Raw genomic sequence first — 19,552 nt, forward strand, 5'->3', positions numbered from 1 at the left:
GGCTTATCAGTGAGCACCGAAGCGTACGTGTACGACGCGATCCGCACCCCGCGCGGGCGCGGCAAGGCGAACGGCGCCCTGCACGGCACCAAGCCCATCGACCTGGTCGTCGGCCTCATCCACGAGATCCAGCGCCGCTTGCCGGGCCTGGACCCGGCCGCGATCGACGACATCGTGCTCGGGGTCGTGGGCCCGGTCGGCGACCAGGGCTCCGACATCGCGCGGATCGCCGCGATCGCCGCCGGACTGCCCGACACGGTCGCCGGCGTCCAGGAGAACCGCTTCTGTGCCTCGGGCCTGGAAGCCGTCAACCTGGCCGCGATGAAGGTCCGCTCCGGCTGGGAGGACCTGGTGCTCGCGGGCGGCGTCGAGTCGATGTCCCGTGTGCCCATGGCCTCGGACGGCGGCGCCTGGTTCGCCGACCCGATGACCAACATCGCCACCAACTTCGTGCCGCAGGGCATCGGCGCCGACCTCATCGCCACCATCGAGGGCTTCTCACGGCGGGACGTCGACGAGTACGCGGCCCTCTCCCAGGAGCGCGCGGCCGCCGCCTGGAAGGACGGCCGCTTCGAGAAGTCCGTCGTCCCCGTGAAGGACCGCAGCGGGCTCGTCGTCCTCGACCACGACGAGCACATGCGCCCCGGCACCACCGCCGACTCGCTCGGCAAGCTGAAGCCCTCGTTCGCGGACATCGGCGAGCTGGGCGGCTTCGACGCCGTGGCGCTGCAGAAGTACCACTGGGTCGAGGAGATCGACCACGTCCACCACGCGGGCAACTCCTCCGGCATCGTCGACGGAGCCTCCCTGGTCGCCATCGGCTCCAAGGAGGTCGGCGAGCGCCACGGCCTCACCCCGCGCGCGCGGATCGTCGCCGCCGCCGTCTCCGGCTCCGAGCCCACCATCATGCTCACCGGCCCCGCGCCCGCGACCCGCAAGGCGCTCGCCAAGGCCGGCCTGACCATCGACGACATCGACCTCGTGGAGATCAACGAGGCCTTCGCCGCCGTCGTCCTGCGCTTCGTGAAGGACATGGGCCTGTCGCTCGACAAGGTCAACGTCAACGGCGGCGCGATCGCGCTCGGCCACCCGCTCGGCGCCACCGGCGCGATGATCCTCGGCAGCCTCGTCGACGAACTGGAGCGCCAGGACAAGCGCTACGGCCTGGCCACGCTGTGCGTGGGCGGCGGCATGGGCATCGCGACCATCGTCGAGCGCCTGTAACCCCCGGCGGGACCCCCAGACTTCCACGGCTTAAACGGCTTCTACGGAGACCCTCCTCATGACCGAGAGCACCACCATCCGCTGGGAACAGGACGAGACCGGTGTCGTCACCCTCGTCCTCGACGACCCCAACCAGTCCGCCAACACCATGAACCAGGCCTTCAAGGACTCGATCGCGGCGATCGCCGAACGCGCCGAGGCCGAGAAGGACTCCATCCGGGGCATCATCTACACCTCCGCCAAGAAGACCTTCTTCGCGGGCGGCGACCTCAAGGACATGATCAAGGCAGGGCCGGAGAACGCCCAGGAGGCCTTCGACACCGGCACGGCCATCAAGTCCTCCCTGCGCCGCATCGAGACCCTGGGCAAGCCGGTCGTCGCCGCCATCAACGGCGCGGCCCTCGGCGGCGGCTACGAGATCGCCCTCGCCTCCCACCACCGCGTCGCCCTCGACGCCCCCGGCTCCAAGATCGGCCTGCCCGAGGTGACCCTCGGCCTGCTGCCCGCGGGCGGCGGCGTCACCCGCACCGTCCGCCTCATGGGCATCACCGACGCGCTGCTGAAGGTGCTCCTCCAGGGCACCCAGTACTCCCCGCAGCGGGCCCTGGAGAACGGGCTCGTCCACGAAGTGGCGGCCAATTCCGAGGAGATGCTCGCCAAGGCGCGCGCCTTCATCGATGCCAACCCCGAGTCGCACCAGCCCTGGGACAAGCCCGGCTACAAGATCCCGGGCGGCACGCCGTCGAACCCGAAGTTCGCCGCCAACCTGCCCGCCTTCCCGGCCAACCTGAGGAAGCAGCTCAACGGCGCCCCCTACCCGGCACCGCGCAACATCATGGCGGCCGCCGTCGAGGGCTCCCAGGTCGACTTCGAGACCGCGCTGGTCATCGAGGCCCGCTACTTCACCGAGCTGGTCACCGGGCAGACCTCGAAGAACATGATCCAGGCGTTCTTCTTCGACCTCCAGGCGGTCAACTCCGGCGCCAACCGCCCCCAGGGCATCGCGCCGCGCCAGGTCCGCAGGGTCGCCGTCCTCGGCGCCGGGATGATGGGCGCCGGCATCGCCTACTCGTGCGCCCGCGCGGGCATCGACGTCGTCCTGAAGGACGTGTCGGCGGACGCGGCGGCCAAGGGCAAGGCCTACTCCGAGAAGCTCTGCGCGAAGGCCGTCTCCCGGGGCCGTACGACCCAGGAGAAGGCCGACGAGCTGCTCGCCCGCATCACGCCCACCGCCGACCCGAACGACCTGGCCGGCTGCGACGCCGTGATCGAGGCCGTCTTCGAGGACACGGCCCTCAAGCACAAGGTGTTCCAGGAGATCCAGAACGTCGTCGAGCCCGACGCGCTGCTGTGCTCCAACACCTCGACCCTGCCGATCACCGTGCTCGCCGAGGGCGTGGAGCGGCAGGACGACTTCATCGGACTGCACTTCTTCTCGCCCGTCGACAAGATGCCGCTCGTCGAGATCATCAAGGGCGAGCGGACCGGCGACGAGGCACTGGCGCGCGCCTTCGACCTCGTACGGCAGATCAAGAAGACCCCGATCGTCGTCAACGACTCGCGCGGCTTCTTCACCTCCCGCGTCATCGGCCACTTCATCAACGAGGGCGTCGCGATGGTCGGCGAGGGCATCGAGCCCGCCTCCGTCGAGCAGGCGGCGGCCCAGGCGGGCTACCCGGCCAAGGTCCTCTCCCTGATGGACGAGCTGACGCTCACCCTGCCGCGCAAGATCCGCAAGGAGTCCAGGCAGGCCGTCGAGGAGGCGGGCGGCACCTGGCAGACGCACCCGGCGGAGGCGGTCATCGACCGCATGGTCGACGAGTTCGGCCGCACCGGGCGCAGCGGCGGCGCGGGCTTCTACGAGTACGGCGCGGACGGCAAGCGCGGCAAGCTCTGGCCCGGCCTGCGGGAGCACTACACCAAGCCCGGCCACGAGATCCCGTTCAAGGACATGCAGGAGCGCATGCTCTTCTCCGAGGCGCTGGACACCGTCCGGCTCCTGGAGGAGGGCGTGCTGACGTCCGTCGCGGACGCCAACATCGGGTCCATCTTCGGGATCGGCTTCCCGGGCTGGACCGGCGGCGTGCTCCAGTACATCAACGGCTACGACGGAGGTCCGGCCGGATTCGTGGCACGCGCGCGTGAACTCGCCGAGCGCTACGGGGAGCGGTTCGCGCCGCCCGCGCTGCTCGTCGAGAAGGCGGAGAACGGCGAGAGGTTCAGCGACAGCTGACGGATCGCCGAGCAGGAGGCGCGCGGGTGTGGCTCAGGAGTCCTCAGCGGCTCAGGACTCCTTGAGCCACTCCCGCAGCTCCGCCTTCAGGGAGCGCTGGAACGTGGTCAGCAGCGCCTGCACCACCAGCGGCTGCATGTGGGCCGACAGGGACTTCACCGCCGCCACCGACTCGTGCTCGCCCACCGCCTCGCGCAGCAACGCGGACAGCTCGCGTGCCGCGGCGCGGGAGTGCTCCAGCAGGACGCCGCGCGCGGCGAGGATCGACTCGTGCGCGAGCGGTACGTCGAGGAGCTGGACGCCGAGCGCCAGCAGCGCCGGGTCCACGCGGAAGGAGTCCGAGGCGGCCAGGGAGCCCGAGGAGTCCGGGGCGGCCGGGGAGCCCGAGGAGTGCGCGGTGCCCGAGGTGCCCTCGGCCCGCTCGATGATGTTCATCGCGACCAGCCGCTCCAGGTCCTCCTCGCCCAGGGGGCGGCCGGCCCGCCGTTCCAGTTCCTCGCGTGTCGCGTCCTCCGCCGCGTCCGGCGCCCAGGAGGCGACCACGGCACGGTGAAGGGCGAGATCCTGGGCGCTCAGGTCGGCGGGCAGCTGCTGAAGATGGCGCTCGATCGCGGCCAGCGTCATGCCCTGGCGCTGCAACTCCTCGATGAGCGCGAGCCGGGCCAGGTGCTCCTGGCTGTAGTGCCCCACCCGCCGGGGTCCGATCACGGGCGGCGGGAGCAGTCCCTTGGAGCTGTAGAAGCGGACCGTACGGACCGTGACGCCCGCGCGTGCGGCCAGCTCGTCGACCGTGAGCGTCGGCTCCTCGGTGTCCGTCGTCATGGCAGGTCCTCGCCTCTTCGATGGTGCAGCGATCAGGTGCAACAGTATTGCTGTCTCACCGGTCCTGTGAAAGCGCTGTCGACGAGTTCTGCACCCTTTGATCACCATGTGAGATGTTCCGCGGTGTGAGCTGTGCCATCGCATCCGGGGGGACGCCTCGGGGAAGGTGGCTCCTTGGTCTGCGCCGCGTCAGGGGTGGTGCGGGCCGAGGCACATCCGGAAACCCGCGTACTCGGTGCGTGGGCGCACCAGAGAGTAGATCCACGCGTGAGCAAGGACGCCGTAGACACGGCCAAGGCCGCATCCCGCATCGACGCGGCCCGCACGCCCGCGGACGCGGGCGACGCCGGTTACAGCAAGGACCTCAAGGCCCGCCACGTCAACATGATCGCCATCGGCGGCGCGATCGGCACCGGGCTCTTCCTCGGCGCCGGCGGTCGCCTCCACACCGCGGGACCCGCGCTGGCGATCGCCTACCTCGTCTGCGGAGTCTTCGCCTTCTTCGTCGTGCGCGCGCTCGGCGAGCTGGTCCTCTACCGGCCGTCCTCCGGGTCCTTCGTGTCGTACGCGCGCGAGTTCCTCGGCGAGAAGGGCGCGTACGTCGCCGGGTGGATGTACTTCCTCAACTGGTCGACGACCGGCATCGCCGACATCACCGCGATCGCGCTGTACACGCACTACTGGAGCTTCTTCACCGACATCCCGCAGTGGGTGCTGGCGCTGATCGCCCTCGCGGTGGTCCTGGCCGTCAACCTGATCTCGGTGAAGATCTTCGGCGAGATGGAGTTCTGGTTCGCGATCGTCAAGGTCGCCACCCTCGTCTCCTTCATGCTGGTCGGCATCTTCCTGCTGGCCACGCACCACGACGTGGGCGGCCAGAAGCCCGGCCTGAACGTCATCACGGACCACGGCGGTCTGCTCCCGCACGGGATCATGCCGGTCGTCCTGGTGATGCAGGGCGTGATCTTCGCGTACGCGGCCCTGGAGCTGGTCGGTGTCGCCGCGGGCGAGACCGCCGAGCCGGAGAAGGTCGTCCCGCGCGCGGTGAACTCGATCATGTGGCGCGTGGGCCTGTTCTACGTCGGCTCGGTCGTGCTGCTCGCGCTGCTGCTGCCCGGTTCGGTCTACTCGGCCGACGAGAGCCCCTTCGTCACCGTCCTGTCGAAGATCGGCGTCCAGGGCGCCGGTGACGTCATGAACCTGGTCGTCCTCACCGCGGCCATGTCGTCCCTGAACTCCGGCCTGTACTCCACCGGCCGCATCCTGCGCTCCATGGCGATGGCGGGCTCCGCGCCCCGGTTCACCGCGAAGATGAACCGCAGCCAGGTCCCGTACGGCGGCATCCTGCTCACCTGCGCGGTGTGCGTGCTCGGCGTCGGCCTGAACTACCTCATGCCCAGCCAGGCCTTCGAGATCGTCCTGAACGTGGCGTCCCTGGGCATCATCAGCACCTGGGTGATCATCATGGTCTGTCACCTGGTGTTCGTCCGCCGCGCCAAGGAGGGCCTGGTGACCCGCCCGTCCTTCCGGCTCCCCGGCAGCCCCGTGACCGAGATCGTCACCATCGCCTTCCTGCTGGCCGTGCTCGGCCTGATGGGGAACGACCCCGAGGTCGGCCGCAAGACCCTGCTCCTCATCCCGGTGATCGCGGCCCTGCTGGTCGGCGGCTGGTTCGCGATCCGCCACCGGGTCTCGAAGACCACGGACCAGGAACTGAGCGAGCTGACGAAGTAGCAGGTCGTGCGCCGTTGAGGGCGTCCCCGTTCGCTACGAGGCGATCGGTGCGGGCCTCGCCCACGTGGCGATCAAGGCCGCCGAACTCGACGCGTCCGTCCACATGCCCCGTATCGGCTGCGGTCTGGCCGGCGGTGACTGGTCCCGGGTGGAACCGCTCATCTTGCGGCGGCTGGTGGAGCGGGGGGTGGCGGTGACGGTGTACGACCACGGGGAGTGAGCGGGGCCCGAAGGCTGGGCGCGCGATTGCTCGCATCGATGACGGGCCACCGGGGTCGGCCGGAGGGGCTGTTTTCGGTCAACTCTGGCGCAGATGCGCGTTGGTTCGCACGCATGAGCGGGTAAGTCACGGCCATGGAACTCATCCCCTACCCGATAGGTCCACTCAACCCGAAGGTGCAGGACCTGGGCTACGCCCTGGCGCTGTTCGCCTTCATCTACGTGTTCGTCGCCCGCGTGCTCCCGCGGATGAACCGGGCGCTCGAACTGCGGGACGACGCGATCAACGGCGCCAAGGAGCGCGCCGAAGCCGTGCGCGCCCGCGCCGAGAGTGAGCGTCTGGGAACCGAGGCCCTGTTGGCCGAGGCCCGCCATGAAGCCGCCCGCATCCGCCAGCAGGCCCTCGAACAGGGCTACGCCCTGATCGCCGAGGCCCGCGCGGACGGGCAGCGCGAACGTGACGCCGTGGTGGCCGACGGCCGCGCCCGCATCGAGTCCGAGTGCGCGGCGGCCGACGCCGAACTCCGCATGTCCGTATCGGAGTTGGCCTCGGAGTTGGCGAGCCGCATCGTGGGCGAGCGGATCGCGGCCCCGGTGGAGCAGGGCAACTGACGCCCGTACGCGAACGGCCCCCACTCGCCCGCCCCGAGAGACGGAGGGGCGGGCGAGTGGGCGAAGGCCCCGCTGAGGGGCCCGGGGTGCCGGTTCAGCCGGAGTGGACGGAATCGGTCGCCGCGATCTTCTTCCACGACCTGGGTTGCGCCGGGGCCCCCGCCGTGGCCGGGGCCACCGCGATCGACGCACCCCGCGCCGCGGGCGCCGCCGGCTTCGACGGCTCGAACAGCCAGGTGTCGAAGAGCGTGGCGAGCGACTTGCCCGACACCTTCTCCGCGTACTTCTGGAAGTCCCCGACCGACGCGTTCCCGTACGCGTGCTCCCGCGGCCACCCCTTCAGGATGGCGAAGAACGTGTCGTCCCCGACCTCGTTGCGCAGCGCCTGCACCGCCACCGCCCCCCGGTCGTAGACCGCGGTGTCGAACTGGTTGTCCGGACCGGGGTCACCCGGCGCGACCTTCCAGAAGGCGTCGTCCGCCGGATGCGAGGCGTACACGTAGTCCGCGAGCTCCTGCGCCGTCCCCTCACCCTCGTGCTCGGACCACAGCCACTGCGCGTACCGCGCGAAGCCCTCGTTGATCCAGATGTCCTTCCAGCCCTTCAGGGACACGTCGTCGCCGTACCACTGGTGCGCCAGCTCATGGACGACCACGGAGGTGTTGGAGCCGTTCGCGAACTGCCGGGGGCTGTAGTAGACGCGGGTCTGGGTCTCCAGCGCGTACCCGGTGGTGGTGTTCGGCACGTATCCGCCCACCGAGCTGAAGGGGTACGGGCCGAAGTAGCCGGTCAGCCAGTCGACGATCTCCCCGGTCCGCTCGACGCTCGCCCGCGCGGCCCCGTCGTTGTCGCCGAGGTCCTTGCTGTACGCGTTGACGACCGGGACACCGGCGGCCGTCGTGCCCGTCGTGATGTCGAACTTTCCGATGGCGAGCGTGGCGAGATAGGTCGCCTGCGGCTTGTTGGACCGCCAGCTGTAGCGGGTCCAGCCGAGCCGTGAACTCGTCGACTGGAGCGTGCCGTTGGAAATCGCCTGCGTACCGTCCGGCACGGCCACCGAGACGTCGTACGTGGCCTTGTCACTCGGATGGTCGTTGCTGGGGAACCACCACCAGGCCGACTCGGGCTCGTCCGCCGCGACGGCCCCGTCCGGAGTGCGGTGCCAGGTCGAGAAGCCGTACGCGCTCTTCGTCGAGGGCACCCCGCTGTAACGGACGACGACCGTGACGGGCGTGCCCTTCGGCAGCGGAGTCGCCGGGGTGATCTCCAGCTCGTGCTGGCCCGAGGTGGTGAACGAGGCCTTCGCCCCGTTGACCCGCACCTCGCTCACATCGAGCAGGAAGTCGAGGTCGAAGCGTGAGAGGTCCTGCGTGGTGGTGGCCAGGAGGGTCGCCGTTCCCTGCAACTCGTCGGTGGCCGGCTGGTACTGGAGCCGCAGGTCGTAGTGCGAGACGTCGTATCCGCCGTTGCCGTAGGCCGGGTAGTAGGGGTCGCCGATACCGGGCGCCCCGGGGGTGTAGTCCGCCGCCGATGCCGGGATCGCCAGCAGCAGGGAGGCGGCGAGCGCGCCCGGGGCGATGAGTCTGCGGTGCACGGAGAGCTCCAAGTCGTGGGGGAACGAGGACGGTTCGGAGCCTATTGACTCCCTGTGCCGTCACCCTGTCCATCGCCCCTCCTGTCACACGATCGCCATTCGGCCGTCATGACCGATTCGGGCCCGGCTGCCTCCACGGACCCTCTTTTGTACCGGAGTTGACCGGGGTACCTTCCGCGCATGCCGAAACCAGCGCGCCGTATGCGCTTCACGACCTGGAGATCGCTCGCGACGGCGGCCACCGCCGCCCTGATGGCCGTCTTCCTCGCCCCCGCCGCCGCACACGGCGCGCCCCGGGAGAGCACCCCGGTCTACTCGTACGAGAACGCGATCCGCGAATCCGTCTGGGTGGACACCGGCCTCGACGGCGACGGCGACGGGAAGACCGACCGCGTCGCCGTCGACATCGTCCGGCCCCGTGAACTCGCCCAGCAGGGCCGCAAGGTTCCCGTGATCATGGACGCCAGCCCGTACTACTCCTGCTGCGGGCGCGGAAACGAGAGCCAGCTCAAGACGTACGACGCGAACGGCGACGTCGTCCAGATGCCGCTGTTCTACGACAACTACTTCGTGCCGCGCGGCTACGCCTTCGTCGGCGTCGACCTGGCCGGAACCAATCGCTCCGACGGCTGTGTGGACGTCGGCGGCCGCTCCGACATCCAGTCCGCGAAGGCTGTGGTCGACTGGCTCAACGGCCGGGCCAAGGGCTACACGACGCGTACCGGCGCCGACCGGGCCAAGGCGACCTGGACCAACGGCAGAACGGGCATGATCGGCAAGAGCTGGGACGGCACCATCGCCAACGGTGTCGCCGCGACCGGCGTCAAGGGCCTGAAGACCATCGTGCCGATCAGCGCCATCTCCTCCTGGTACGACTACTACTTCGCCAAGGGCGCCCCGCTGTACGACTCGGGCCCGGACTGGCTCTCCGGCTACGTCGACAGCCCCGAGGCCACCGCCAAGTGCGCCGCCGTGCAGCAGAAGCTCGTCGACGGGGCGCCGCGCACCGGTGACTGGACCAAGTTCTGGTCCGAGCGCGACTACGTGAAGGACGCGAGCAAGGTCAGGGCGAGCGTCTTCCTGGTGCACGGCATGCAGGACCTCAACGTCCGCACCAAGAACTTCGGCCAGTGGTGGAGCGCCCTCGCCAAGAACGGCGTCGAGCGCAAGATCTGGCTGTCCCAGACCGGCCATGTCGACCCCTTCGACTTCCGCCGCGGCGCCTGGGTCGACACCCTGCACCGCTGGTTCGACCACGAACTCCTCGGCTACGACAACGGCATCGACCACGAGCCCATGGCCGACATCGAGCGCCACCCCGACCAGTGGGCCACCTCCAGCGTCTGGCCGCCCCGCGGGACGCAGACGACGACACTCCGCCCCGGCACGGGCACCCAGGCGGGCGTCGGCACCCTCGGCCTGCGTACGGGCTCCGGAAGCGAGACCTTCACCGACGACCCGCAGCTCAGCGAGACCGACTGGGCCGCCCACATCGACCGGTCCAGCCCCGAGAAGGCCGGATTCGTCACCAAGCCGCTGACCCGGGACCTGCGGCTGTCCGGCTCCTCCAAGGTGACCGTCACCGCCACGCCGACCACCTCGACCGCCCACCTCTCCGCGGTCCTGGTCGACCTGGGCCCGGACACCATCCGTGACTACGCCGACGGCGGCGAGGGCATCACCACCCTCACCGACCGCACCTGCTGGGGTCCGAGCACGACCGGCGACAGCTCCTGCTACAAGGTCACCCAGGCGAAGAAGACCGACGTGGCCGCCACGGTCTTCAGCCGCGGCTGGGCCGACCTCGGCAACTACGCCTCCGACCTCAAGGGCGTCCCGCTCACCCCGGGCAAGGCGTACACGATCACGCTCGACCTGGCCGCCACCGACCACGTCGTCCCGGCGGGCCACCGGCTCGCTCTGATCGTCGCGGGCACCGACAAGGACCTCATCGACCCGCCGTCGACCACTCCGACCCTCACGCTGGACCTGTCCCGTACGTCGGCCCGCGTGCCGTTCGTCGGCGGCGCCGAGGCCTTCGCCAAGGCGACCGCGGGATCCGCCGCAGCCGCGAGCACGGCCGGCCTCGACGGCGTACGCGATCCGAGCAGTGCCCTCCGGGTCCCGGGGGAGACCCGCTGATCCGCTGACCCCCTCAAGGGCGCACGGCGGCCGGTTCCTCGCCCAGCGCGAGCCCGGCCGCCTCCCGCGCACAGCCCCAGGCCACCGTGACGCCCGCGCCGCCGTGACCGTAGTTATGCACCAACACCCGCGCGTCGGGCAGTACTTCACGCTCCAGCCGGACCGTGTCACGCACCGGCCGCAGCCCCACCCGATGGCCCAGCACGCGCGCCCCGGCGATCTCCGGCCGCAGCGCCACACACCGTTCGACGATCGCTGCGGCCGCCGCCGGATCCGGCGTGAGCGACCAGTCATCGTCGTCGGTCGTGCCACCCAGCACGAGCCGGTCCGGGTGCGGGAAGACATAGGTGGTCGTCCCGGCGTCCCTGTCCGTCGACACGAGCCAGGTACGGACCCCGGGGTTCTCCACGATCACGAGCTGACCGCGCACGGGCCGTACGGCCGCATCCGGTACGAGCGCGTGGGCGCCAAGACCCGTGCAGTTGACGACGACCGGCGCCTCGACCTCCGCGAGATCCGTCACCGTCCGTGTCTCGATCGTCCCGCCCGCCCGCAGGAACCGCTCGCGCAGCCACCGCAGATGCACCGGCATGTCGATCAGCGGCAGCCGCGCCCACAGCCCCGTACCCGCGTACTCCTCGGCCGTCGTCGCCCGCAGCCCCGGCACCCGGGCGGCCCACGGCTCCAGAGCGTCCAATCGCGTCTCGCCCTGTACGCCCTCGACCACGCGTACGCCCGTCTCATCCGGCCGGGCCGCCAACTCCTCGTACACGGAGAGTGATCGCAGGGCCCATTCACCCGCGAGCGCCTTCGGCCGGATGCGATACGGCCACCACAACGCGCCGGCAACGGCCGAGGTGGTCAGCTCTCCGGACTCCCGCGCCCACACCCGTACCCGCCGGCCGCGCTCGGCCAGGACGATCGCCGTCGTCAACCCGACGACACCGCTTCCGACCACGATCACGTCACCGCTGGGCGCGTTGTCCATGGCGAGACGTTAGCGGAATATGTCATGCCGTGCTCACATCACTCCCAGTCTGGGGATACTCACAGCATGTCTGCCGAGTACGCGACCTTCGGCCTGGCACCGGCGATGCGTGCCGGTGGAGTCCTCGCCAACGGTGACTACCAAGTGCACCGGGACTTCGTCGACTTCATCGTCGACGGCCGCCCGCTGCTGTACCAGCTCTCCGACCTCGACGCGGTGTCCCCGCTCGCCTCCGACGTACCACCCGCCATCTTCACCGCCCAGGTCCGAAGCCTCCTCCTGGAGGCCGAGGCCCCGCTCGAAGACGGCCGTTACGTGATCTACGGCTGTCCCGAGTGCGAGGGCATCGAATGCGGTGCCGTGACCGCCGTCATCGAGAAGGACGACTCCCGCGACGACTACGTGTGGCGCGACTTCGCCTGGCAGACCGGCGAACACGCCGATCTGGAGCTCAACGGCTACCACGGGATAGGGCCGTTCCGCTTCCAGGGCGCCGAGTACCGCAGCGCCCTGAACTCGCTGCTCCTCGGCGACCCCGGGGCGCGCCGCAGGGTCCTGCTCATCGGCGCCCGGGTCGCCGTGCTCGCCAAGCTCGCCGCCGCCCTGCGCACCATCGGCATCGGCGCCGACATCACCCGCGACGCCACCGACGTCCCGGCCGAGGAACTCCGCGGGTACGGCGCGGTGGCCTTCGGGCGCGCCGTCGGCGAACAGGAGCGCGCGGCCGTACGGGGGTCCTTCGAACGGGCCGGGGTCGAGGTCGCCTATGTCGACGGCCTGGCCCCCGTCGTCCCGCTCCTCGTCGCTCAGATCGAGCACGCCCTGGACCGCAGTCCCCACGAGCTGCGCCGCCTCACCCGCCTGGTCGCCGCCGACGGCGAGGCGGGCATCGAGGTCACCTCCACCTGTCGGGTCCAGATCACCGCGTACCGCCTCGACCGGCTGTACCGCACGCACACGCAGGAGGTCTTCGACGGGATTCTGGAGGCGGGCAGACACCGGATCGCCCTGGACGCCAAGGCCGTGAAGGGGGAGTCCTTCCTCGTGGCGCGGACCTCGGGGAGCGTGCTGGTGGAGGCGATGGCCCACTGAGCGGGCGCAAGGACACGGAGGTGCGGCCCCGCACGGAAACCGGGACGTGGCCCCGCACGGAAACGGCGGCGCAGCCTGGGCGGCCGGGCCGTTAGGATCGGCCTCCTGATGACTGCCACTCTCGTCGCCAAGAACCTCGCCGCCGGACACGGCGACCGCTCGCTCTTCTCCGGGCTCGACCTCGTGGTCGCGCCGGGCGATGTGATCGGACTCGTCGGTGCCAACGGCGCGGGCAAGTCCACCCTGCTGCGGATGCTCGCCGGACTGCTCACGCCCGAGGAGGGGGAGCTGCGGCTGTCCCCGCCGTCGGCGAGCGTCGGCCATCTGCCGCAGGAGCCGGAGCGGCGGGAGGGCGAGAGCGTCCGGGAGTTCCTGGCCCGGCGCACCGGCGTGGCCGAGGCCCAGCGCGTGATGGACGAGGCGACGCAGGCACTCGTCGACGGCGCGCCGGGCGCGGACGACGCGTACGCGGAGAGCCTGGAGCGCTGGCTCGACCTGGGCGGCGCCGACCTCGACGAGCGCGCCGAGGAGGTCGCCGACACCCTCGGGCTCGGCGTCGACCTCGACCAGCCGATGACGTCCCTGTCCGGCGGCCAGGCGGCCCGCGCCGGACTCGCCTCCCTGCTCCTGTCCCGCTACGACGTCTTCCTCCTCGACGAGCCCACCAACGACCTGGACCTGGAGGGCCTGGAGCGGCTCGAACGCTTCGTCTCCGGGCTGCGCGCGGGCACCGTCGTCGTCAGCCACGACCGCGAGTTCCTGACCCGCACGGTCACCAAGGTGCTCGAACTCGACCTCGCCCAGCAGCAGATCACCCTCTACGGCGGCGGCTACGAGGCCTACCTGGAGGAGCGCGACACCGCCCGCCGGCACGCCCGCGACGACTACGAGGAGTACGCCGACAAGCGCTCCGCCCTCGAAGGCCGCGCCCAGATGCAGCGCTCCTGGATGGACAAGGGCGTGAAGAACGCCCGGCGCAAGGCGAACAACGACAACGACAAGATCGGCCGCAAGTTCCGCAGCGAGGCCAGCGAGAAGCAGGCGTCCAAGGCCCGGCAGACCCAGCGCATGATCGAGCGCCTGGACGTCGTCGACGAGCCGCGCAAGGAGTGGGAGCTGCGGATGGAGATCGCGGCCGCACCGCGCTCCGGCGCCGTCGTCGCCACCCTGCGTGACGCCGAGGTGCGGCGCGGCGACTTCACCTTCGGCCCCGCGACCCTCCAGATCGACTGGGCGGACCGGGTCGCCGTGACGGGCGCCAACGGCGCGGGCAAGTCGACCCTGCTCGGCGCCCTGCTCGGGCGGGTCCCGCTGGACGCCGGTCACGCGACGCTCGGCTCCGGCGTCGTCGTCGGCGAGGTCGACCAGGCCCGCAAACTCTTCCACGGCTCCGAGTCCCTGCTCGACGCGTTCGGCGCCGCCGTCCCCGACACCGAACCGGCCGAGGTCCGCACCCTGCTGGCCAAGTTCGGCCTCAAGGCGGAACACGTCCTGCGCCCGGCGGGCACCCTCTCTCCGGGCGAGCGCACCCGCTCGGCCCTCGCCCTCCTCCAGGGCCGTGGCGTCAACCTCCTCGTCCTCGACGAGCCGACCAACCACCTCGACCTCCCCGTGATCGAACAGCTGGAGGCGGCGCTCGACACGTACGAGGGCACCCTGCTGCTCGTGACCCACGACCGCCGCATGCTCGACGCGGTCCACACCACGCGCCGGCTGGAAGTGGCGGCGGGCAAGGTGACGGAGCGCTGATCTAGGCCGTGGCCAGCCGCCGCGCCATCGTGGGGTAGTCCACGACGTACCCCTCCGCGTCGAACTCCAGATCGCTGCGGTCGTCACCGGACGAGAAACGCACGCGCCCGCCGTCCCCGGTGCGCCCGAGATGCGTGTACGTCTGCTGCGACGCCCGCACGGCCAGGTCCGGCACCGACACCCAGGCCATCAGGAACTCCCGCTCACCCGGCCCGAGATGCAGCCCGTGGCGCAGCACCGGCATCGTGTTGGTGAGCGGGCACAGGCCCAGGTCGCAGTCGAGGGCGCCACCGAGGTCGGGCAGCCAGTCCCCGTCCGCCGTCCAGTGCCCCTCACCGTCGTGCCGCAGGTCCAGCGAGCGGGTGCCCCAGGCCGTCTCGGCGCTCACACACAGCCGCCGGGTCACGAACCCGTCCACGGTGTCGAGCTCGTAAGAGATCCAGTACGGCTCGGGAACCGTCCCGACAGCACGCCCGCGCGCCCGCAGAGAGCGGGCACCGGACATGATCCAAGAGGTCTCGAACCCGTTGCTCTCCGTGACTTCCCAGGTAATGACACGCGAGTCGGCCATACGGTCACTTTAAGGAGCGGGGCTCGTGCAAGCGCCCCGTCAGGGGCGCGGGGAACTGCGCGCTCAGCCACTGATCACCCGCAGTCACCCCTGCACCCTCAGTGGCTCAGCGCCTGCCCTTCTTGGGATCGACAAGCCCCGCGCGCCGCAGCGCGTCGGCCATCGCACTGTTGGCCGGCGGCGGAGCGGCCTGCCGCGAACCGCCGCCACCACCGCCTCCGCCCGCCCCGCCCCGCGGCTGACGCTGCTGCTGGCGCTGCTGCGGAGGCCGCCCGCCCCGCTGCGGACGTCCACCCCCGCCCTGCTGATCCGACGGAGTCGCCTCGTCGTCGAGCCGCAGCGTGAGAGAGATCCGCTTGCGCGGGATGTCGATCTCGAGCACCTTCACCTTGACGATGTCGCCCGGCTTCACCACATCGCGCGGGTCCTTCACGAACGTCTTCGACATCGCCGAGACATGCACCAGACCGTCCTGGTGGACGCCGATGTCCACGAAGGCCCCGAACGCGGCCACGTTCGTGACGACCCCTTCGAGCACCATCCCGGAGGCCAGGTCGGAGATCTTCTCGACACCCTCCTTGAAGGTGGCCGTCTTGAAAGCGGGCCGCGGGTCGCGCCCGGGCTTCTCCAGCTCCTTCAGGATGTCCGTGACGGTCGGCAGACCGAACGTCTCGTCCACGAAGTCGGTCGGCCTGAGCGAGCGCAGCACACCGGTGTTGCCGATCAGGGAGGCGACCTCGCTGCCCGCCGTCTTCACCATCCGCCGCACCACGGGGTACGCCTCCGGGTGCACGCTGGACGCGTCCAGCGGGTCGTCCCCGCCCCGGATGCGCAGGAAGCCCGCGCACTGCTCGTACGCCTTCGGGCCGAGCCTGGCCACGTTCTTGAGGGTGGTACGGGAGGTGAAGGGGCCGTTGGCGTCGCGGTGCGCCACGATGTTCTCCGCGAGCCCGGAGGTGATGCCGGAGACGCGGGAGAGCAGCGGGGCGGAGGCCGTGTTCACGTCCACGCCCACGCCGTTCACACAGTCCTCGACCACCGCGTCCAGGGACCGGGAGAGCTTCACCTCGGACAGGTCGTGCTGGTACTGCCCGACGCCGATGGACTTCGGGTCGATCTTCACCAGCTCGGCCAGCGGGTCCTGGAGGCGGCGCGCGATGGAGACGGCGCCGCGCAGCGACACGTCCATGTCGGGCAGCTCCTGCGAGGCGAACGCCGACGCCGAGTACACCGAAGCCCCCGCCTCGGACACCATCACCTTGGTGAGGTTCAACTCCGGGTGCTTGGTGATGAGTTCACCGGCGAGCTTGTCGGTCTCGCGGGACGCCGTGCCGTTGCCGATCGCGATCAGCTCGACCGCGTGCTCCTTGGCGAGGCGGGCGAGCTTGGCGATGGCCTCGTCCCACTTGTTGGCCGGGACGTGCGGGTAGATGACGTCCGTCGCCACGACCTTGCCGGTCGCGTCGACCACGGCGACCTTGACACCCGTACGGAAACCGGGGTCGAGGCCCAGCGTCGCGCGGGTGCCCGCCGGGGCGGCGAGCAGCAGGTCCCGCAGGTTCGCCGCGAAGACGTTCACCGCCTCGTCCTCGGCGGCCGTGCGCAGCCGAAGGCGCAGGTCGATGCCGAGGTGCACGAGGATGCGGGTGCGCCAGGCCCAGCGGACGGTGTCCGTGAGCCACTTGTCGCCGGGGCGGCCGCGGTCGGCGATCTGGAAGTGGTGGGCGACGATTCCCTCGTACGAGGAGGGACCGGGCTGCTCGGAGGGCTCCTCGGGCTCCAGGACGAGGTCGAGGACCTCCTCCTTCTCACCGCGCAGCATGGCGAGGACGCGGTGCGAGGGCAGGTCCTTGAAGGGCTCGGCGAAGTCGAAGTAGTCGGCGAACTTGGCGCCCGCCTCCTCCTTGCCCTCCCGCACCTTGGCGGCCAGACGCCCGCGCACCCACATGCGCTCGCGCAGCTCGCCGATCAGGTCGGCGTCCTCCGAGAACCGCTCCGTGAGGATCGACCGGGCGCCGTCCAGCGCGGCCTGCGGGTCGGCGACGCCCTTGTCCGCGTCGACGAACGCCGTCGCCGCGGCGAGGGGGTCGACCGACGGGTCGCCGAGCAGGCCCTCGGCCAGCGGCTCCAGGCCCGCCTCGCGCGCGATCTGCGCCTTCGTGCGCCGCTTCGGCTTGAACGGCAGATAGATGTCCTCGAGCCGCGCCTTCGTCTCGGCGCCCCGGATCTGCGCCTCGACCTCCTCGGTGAGCTTGCCCTGGTCGCGCACCGATTCGAGGATCGCCGTGCGCCGCTCCTCCAGCTCCCGCAGATAGCGCAGCCGCTCCTCGAGGGTGCGCAGCTGCGCATCGTCGAGCATCTCGGTCGCTTCCTTGCGGTAGCGGGCGATGAAGGGCACCGTCGACCCGCCGTCGAGCAAGTCGACGGCGGCCTTGACCTGCCGCTCCCGTACGCCGAGCTCCTCGGCGATCCTGCCTTCGATGGACCCTACGAGGGGTGTCGTCACGATCCCGTACCGCCTTCTCCACTGAGGTTGCGCGGCAATTGTGGCAGGTGACACCGACAACGGGGGATCAGGGCGCCGATCGGCGCTGTCAGCCCTTGCCGGTCATGCCCTCGGGGAACGCGCCGGCCGCCAGCGCCCGCATCAGGATGCCCCGGGCCAGCTCGGTGAGTCGCTCCACGCCGGCGGCGCCCAGATGCTGGTACGGGGCACGGTCCAGCCGGTCCGTGCGGTCCTCGATCTCCTTGCGCAGGTCCACCCCCGCCTCGGTCAACTCGCCCTCCGAGTCGAGCAGTCCGCGCTCGCGCAGCCGTTCGACCGCCGCGTCCCAGTGCGTCCGCGACCAACCGCGCGTGCCCAGTGCCCACTTCGGGGCCATGCCCTTGCCGGTCGCGGTGTGGCTCACCAGGGCCTCGACCGGGTCGAGTTCCGCGTCGAGCAGCGCCGCGAGGTGACCGTCGCCCCGGTGCTCGCGCAGGAGCGTGGCGCCGTGCCAGAGGGCCAGGTGCGGCGCGTCGGGCACGGGCAGGTCGGCGTGTGCCGCGTACAGCGGACGCGCGGTCCTGGTGCAGGCCTCCGCGGCCCGCAGGGCGAGCTCCGCCGCCTCGGCGACCTCCTTGGAGGTGAGGACGTCCTCGCCGAGGAGCCGGCGCCAGGTCGCGTCGACGGCACGCGCGCGTGCCGCGAGGACGGTCTTCGGGGAGGCCTTCTCCCACACCGCGGGCACATGCCGGGCCACCAGCTCGTGGCGGAAGTTGTAGAACGTCGCCGTCACCGTGCCGGGACCCACCGCCCCCATGGCGGCGGCACGCACGGCGAAGTACGCGCCGTTGCTGTCGTCGATCCCGACGTCGGCCAGCTCCCGTCCCAGATCCGGTGAGAAGTAGTGCGTCGAGTGCAGCGGGTTGAGGACGTTGTGGCAGCGCCGCCCGGCGCGCTCCGGCAGAGGTGTGGTCATGCCCGAAGGTTACCGACTGGTCGGTACGCGGGGAAGGCGGGAGGGGCGATGGCAGGAAAGGTGGGGTACTCGTCATTGCGGCCATCACCCCGCCCGCCAAGAATCGAGACCATGCGAACCGTCCTGGTGGTCCTCTTCGACGATGTGCAGAGCCTCGACGTCACGGGCCCCGTGGAGGTCTTCGCGGGCGCCGAGGCCTTCCGCGCCGGCTCGTACCGCATCCACACCGCCTCCCTGGACGGCGCACCCGTGCGTACCACCAGCGGCCTCACCCTCGTCCCGGACCACACCCTCGCCGACGCGCCCGCCCCGCACACCCTGCTGGTCCCGGGCGGCCGGGGCACCCGGCGTCCCGACCCCCGGCTGACCGACTGGCTGCGCGCGCACGGGCCGCGCGCCGAGCGCCTGGTCTCCGTCTGCACCGGCGCCATCCCGCTCGCCGAGGCGGGCCTCCTGGACGGCCGGCGCGCGACGACCCACTGGGCGTACTGCGACAAGCTCGCCCGTGACCACCCGGCCGTCGAGGTCGACCCCGACCCCATCTACGTGCGGGACGGACAGGTGTCCACCTCGGCCGGCGTCACCTCCGGCATCGACCTCGCCCTCGCGCTCGTGGAGGAGGACCTCGGCCGGGAGGCCGCCCTGACGGTCGCCCGTCATCTCGTCGTCTTCCTGCGGCGCCCGGGCAACCAGGCCCAGTTCAGCGCCCAGCTGGCCGCGCAGACGGCACGGCGCGAACCGCTCCGCGAGGTCCAGCAGTGGATCACCGAGCACCCGGGCGACGACCTGTCCGTCGAGTCGCTCGCCGTCCGCGCCCGGCTCTCGCCCCGGCACTTCGCCCGCGCCTTCCAGACCGAGACGGGCATGACCCCGGGCCGGTACGTCGACCGTGTGCGCCTCGAACACGCCCGGCGCCTCCTGGAGGACACCGCCGACGGAGTCGAGGGGATCTCCCGCGCCTGCGGCTACGGCACCCCCGAGGCGATGCGCCGTGCCTTCGTGAAGACGCTCGGCACGGCACCGGCGGAGTACCGGCGCCGCTTCCGCCCCGCCCCCACCCGTTGACCGGCCCGCACCTGACGACCCTGGCCCACTCACCCGTGGAAAGGAA

Annotated in this window: 14 protein-coding genes and 1 pseudogene; 9 read left to right on the forward strand and 6 right to left on the reverse strand. The window is 71.0% G+C overall.

Features of this window, described 5'->3' with window-relative positions:
- Positions 1-9 precede the first annotated feature (9 nt).
- Both FNV62_RS43285 and FNV62_RS43290 read left to right on the forward strand, forming a co-directional pair.
- Positions 10-1,224, forward strand: coding sequence for an acetyl-CoA C-acetyltransferase (locus tag FNV62_RS43285; RefSeq protein WP_054232760.1), 1,215 nt, complete (start codon positions 10-12; stop codon positions 1,222-1,224).
- Between the two features lie 58 nt (positions 1,225-1,282).
- Entirely contained in the window at positions 1,283-3,457 is a 2,175-nt protein-coding gene (locus tag FNV62_RS43290) for a 3-hydroxyacyl-CoA dehydrogenase NAD-binding domain-containing protein (RefSeq protein WP_144316068.1), read from the forward strand.
- A 51-nt stretch (positions 3,458-3,508) separates the two neighbouring features.
- On the opposite strand, the gene FNV62_RS43295 is transcribed toward FNV62_RS43290, so the two are convergent.
- Complete coding sequence (locus FNV62_RS43295; RefSeq protein ID WP_143656320.1) at positions 3,509-4,279, reverse strand: MerR family transcriptional regulator; 771 nt, start codon at positions 4,277-4,279, stop codon at positions 3,509-3,511.
- A gap of 267 nt (positions 4,280-4,546) precedes the next feature.
- Here FNV62_RS43295 and FNV62_RS43300 point away from each other — a divergent pair, with 267 nt between their 5' ends.
- From FNV62_RS43300 to FNV62_RS43310, 3 genes and pseudogenes are all read left to right on the forward strand, one after another.
- A complete protein-coding gene (locus tag FNV62_RS43300) occupies positions 4,547-6,013 on the forward strand; it encodes an amino acid permease (RefSeq protein ID WP_144316069.1) in 1,467 nt (488 codons plus the stop codon).
- 16 nt (positions 6,014-6,029) lie between these two features.
- Positions 6,030-6,233 (forward strand): annotated as a pseudogene (locus FNV62_RS43305) (Appr-1-p processing protein); the annotation flags it as partial.
- A 134-nt stretch (positions 6,234-6,367) separates the two neighbouring features.
- Positions 6,368-6,844, forward strand: a complete 477-nt coding sequence (locus FNV62_RS43310) for a hypothetical protein (protein WP_143610026.1) — start codon at positions 6,368-6,370, stop codon at positions 6,842-6,844.
- 94 nt (positions 6,845-6,938) lie between these two features.
- Here FNV62_RS43310 and FNV62_RS43315 read toward each other — a convergent pair whose 3' ends face one another.
- Entirely contained in the window at positions 6,939-8,438 is a 1,500-nt protein-coding gene (locus tag FNV62_RS43315) for a M1 family metallopeptidase (protein WP_143603748.1), read from the reverse strand.
- Between the two features lie 180 nt (positions 8,439-8,618).
- Here FNV62_RS43315 and FNV62_RS43320 point away from each other — a divergent pair, with 180 nt between their 5' ends.
- Positions 8,619-10,580: a Xaa-Pro dipeptidyl-peptidase gene (locus tag FNV62_RS43320; RefSeq protein WP_097287284.1), complete on the forward strand. Its 1,962-nt coding sequence runs from the start codon at positions 8,619-8,621 to the stop codon at positions 10,578-10,580.
- Positions 10,581-10,593: 13 nt separating this feature from the next.
- Here the strand turns inward: FNV62_RS43320 and FNV62_RS43325 are convergent, their stop codons facing one another.
- Complete coding sequence (locus FNV62_RS43325; protein ID WP_144316070.1) at positions 10,594-11,568, reverse strand: FAD-dependent oxidoreductase; 975 nt, start codon at positions 11,566-11,568, stop codon at positions 10,594-10,596.
- Between the two features lie 66 nt (positions 11,569-11,634).
- Here FNV62_RS43325 and FNV62_RS43330 point away from each other — a divergent pair, with 66 nt between their 5' ends.
- Positions 11,635-12,660 carry a hypothetical protein gene (locus tag FNV62_RS43330; RefSeq protein ID WP_060894765.1) on the forward strand — a complete coding sequence of 342 codons (1,026 nt, stop codon included), beginning with the start codon at positions 11,635-11,637 and terminating at the stop codon, positions 12,658-12,660.
- Between the two features lie 108 nt (positions 12,661-12,768).
- Entirely contained in the window at positions 12,769-14,409 is a 1,641-nt protein-coding gene (locus tag FNV62_RS43335; protein ID WP_144316071.1) for an ABC-F family ATP-binding cassette domain-containing protein, read from the forward strand.
- 1 nt (position 14,410) lies between these two features.
- On the opposite strand, the gene FNV62_RS43340 is transcribed toward FNV62_RS43335, so the two are convergent.
- The 3 genes from FNV62_RS43340 to FNV62_RS43350 form a co-directional block, all read right to left on the reverse strand.
- Positions 14,411-14,980 (reverse strand): putative glycolipid-binding domain-containing protein, encoded by a 570-nt coding sequence (locus tag FNV62_RS43340; RefSeq protein ID WP_097287286.1) that lies wholly within the window; start codon positions 14,978-14,980, stop codon positions 14,411-14,413.
- Between the two features lie 106 nt (positions 14,981-15,086).
- Positions 15,087-17,486, reverse strand: a complete 2,400-nt coding sequence (locus tag FNV62_RS43345; RefSeq protein ID WP_144316072.1) for a Tex family protein — start codon at positions 17,484-17,486, stop codon at positions 15,087-15,089.
- Positions 17,487-17,574: 88 nt separating this feature from the next.
- Positions 17,575-18,441, reverse strand: a complete 867-nt coding sequence (locus FNV62_RS43350; RefSeq protein WP_144316073.1) for an SCO6745 family protein — start codon at positions 18,439-18,441, stop codon at positions 17,575-17,577.
- A gap of 111 nt (positions 18,442-18,552) precedes the next feature.
- Between FNV62_RS43350 and FNV62_RS43355 the strand changes: the two genes are divergently transcribed.
- The gene (locus tag FNV62_RS43355) at positions 18,553-19,506 is read left to right on the forward strand and encodes a GlxA family transcriptional regulator (RefSeq protein ID WP_164657666.1); all 954 of its coding nucleotides are present in this window, start codon (positions 18,553-18,555) and stop codon (positions 19,504-19,506) included.
- Positions 19,507-19,552: the final 46 nt, after the last annotated feature.

The sequence above is a fragment of the Streptomyces sp. RLB3-17 genome, assembly GCF_007113425.2.
GTDB lineage: Bacteria > Actinomycetota > Actinomycetes > Streptomycetales > Streptomycetaceae > Streptomyces > Streptomyces mirabilis_D.

Bases quoted from the DNA above. Each gene is read 5' to 3' on its own strand.
- FNV62_RS43290 (WP_144316068.1), top strand. From the start codon at position 1,283: ATGACCGAGAGCACCACCATCCGCTGGGAACAGGACGAGACCGGTGTC.
- FNV62_RS43295 (WP_143656320.1), bottom strand. From the start codon at position 4,279: ATGACGACGGACACCGAGGAGCCGACGCTCACGGTCGACGAGCTGGCC.
- FNV62_RS43310 (WP_143610026.1), top strand. From the start codon at position 6,368: ATGGAACTCATCCCCTACCCGATAGGTCCACTCAACCCGAAGGTGCAG.
- FNV62_RS43320 (WP_097287284.1), top strand. From the start codon at position 8,619: ATGCCGAAACCAGCGCGCCGTATGCGCTTCACGACCTGGAGATCGCTC.
- FNV62_RS43325 (WP_144316070.1), bottom strand. From the start codon at position 11,568: ATGGACAACGCGCCCAGCGGTGACGTGATCGTGGTCGGAAGCGGTGTC.
- FNV62_RS43330 (WP_060894765.1), top strand. From the start codon at position 11,635: ATGTCTGCCGAGTACGCGACCTTCGGCCTGGCACCGGCGATGCGTGCC.
- FNV62_RS43335 (WP_144316071.1), top strand. From the start codon at position 12,769: ATGACTGCCACTCTCGTCGCCAAGAACCTCGCCGCCGGACACGGCGAC.
- FNV62_RS43340 (WP_097287286.1), bottom strand. From the start codon at position 14,980: ATGGCCGACTCGCGTGTCATTACCTGGGAAGTCACGGAGAGCAACGGG.
- FNV62_RS43350 (WP_144316073.1), bottom strand. From the start codon at position 18,441: ATGACCACACCTCTGCCGGAGCGCGCCGGGCGGCGCTGCCACAACGTC.
- FNV62_RS43355 (WP_164657666.1), top strand. From the start codon at position 18,553: ATGCGAACCGTCCTGGTGGTCCTCTTCGACGATGTGCAGAGCCTCGAC.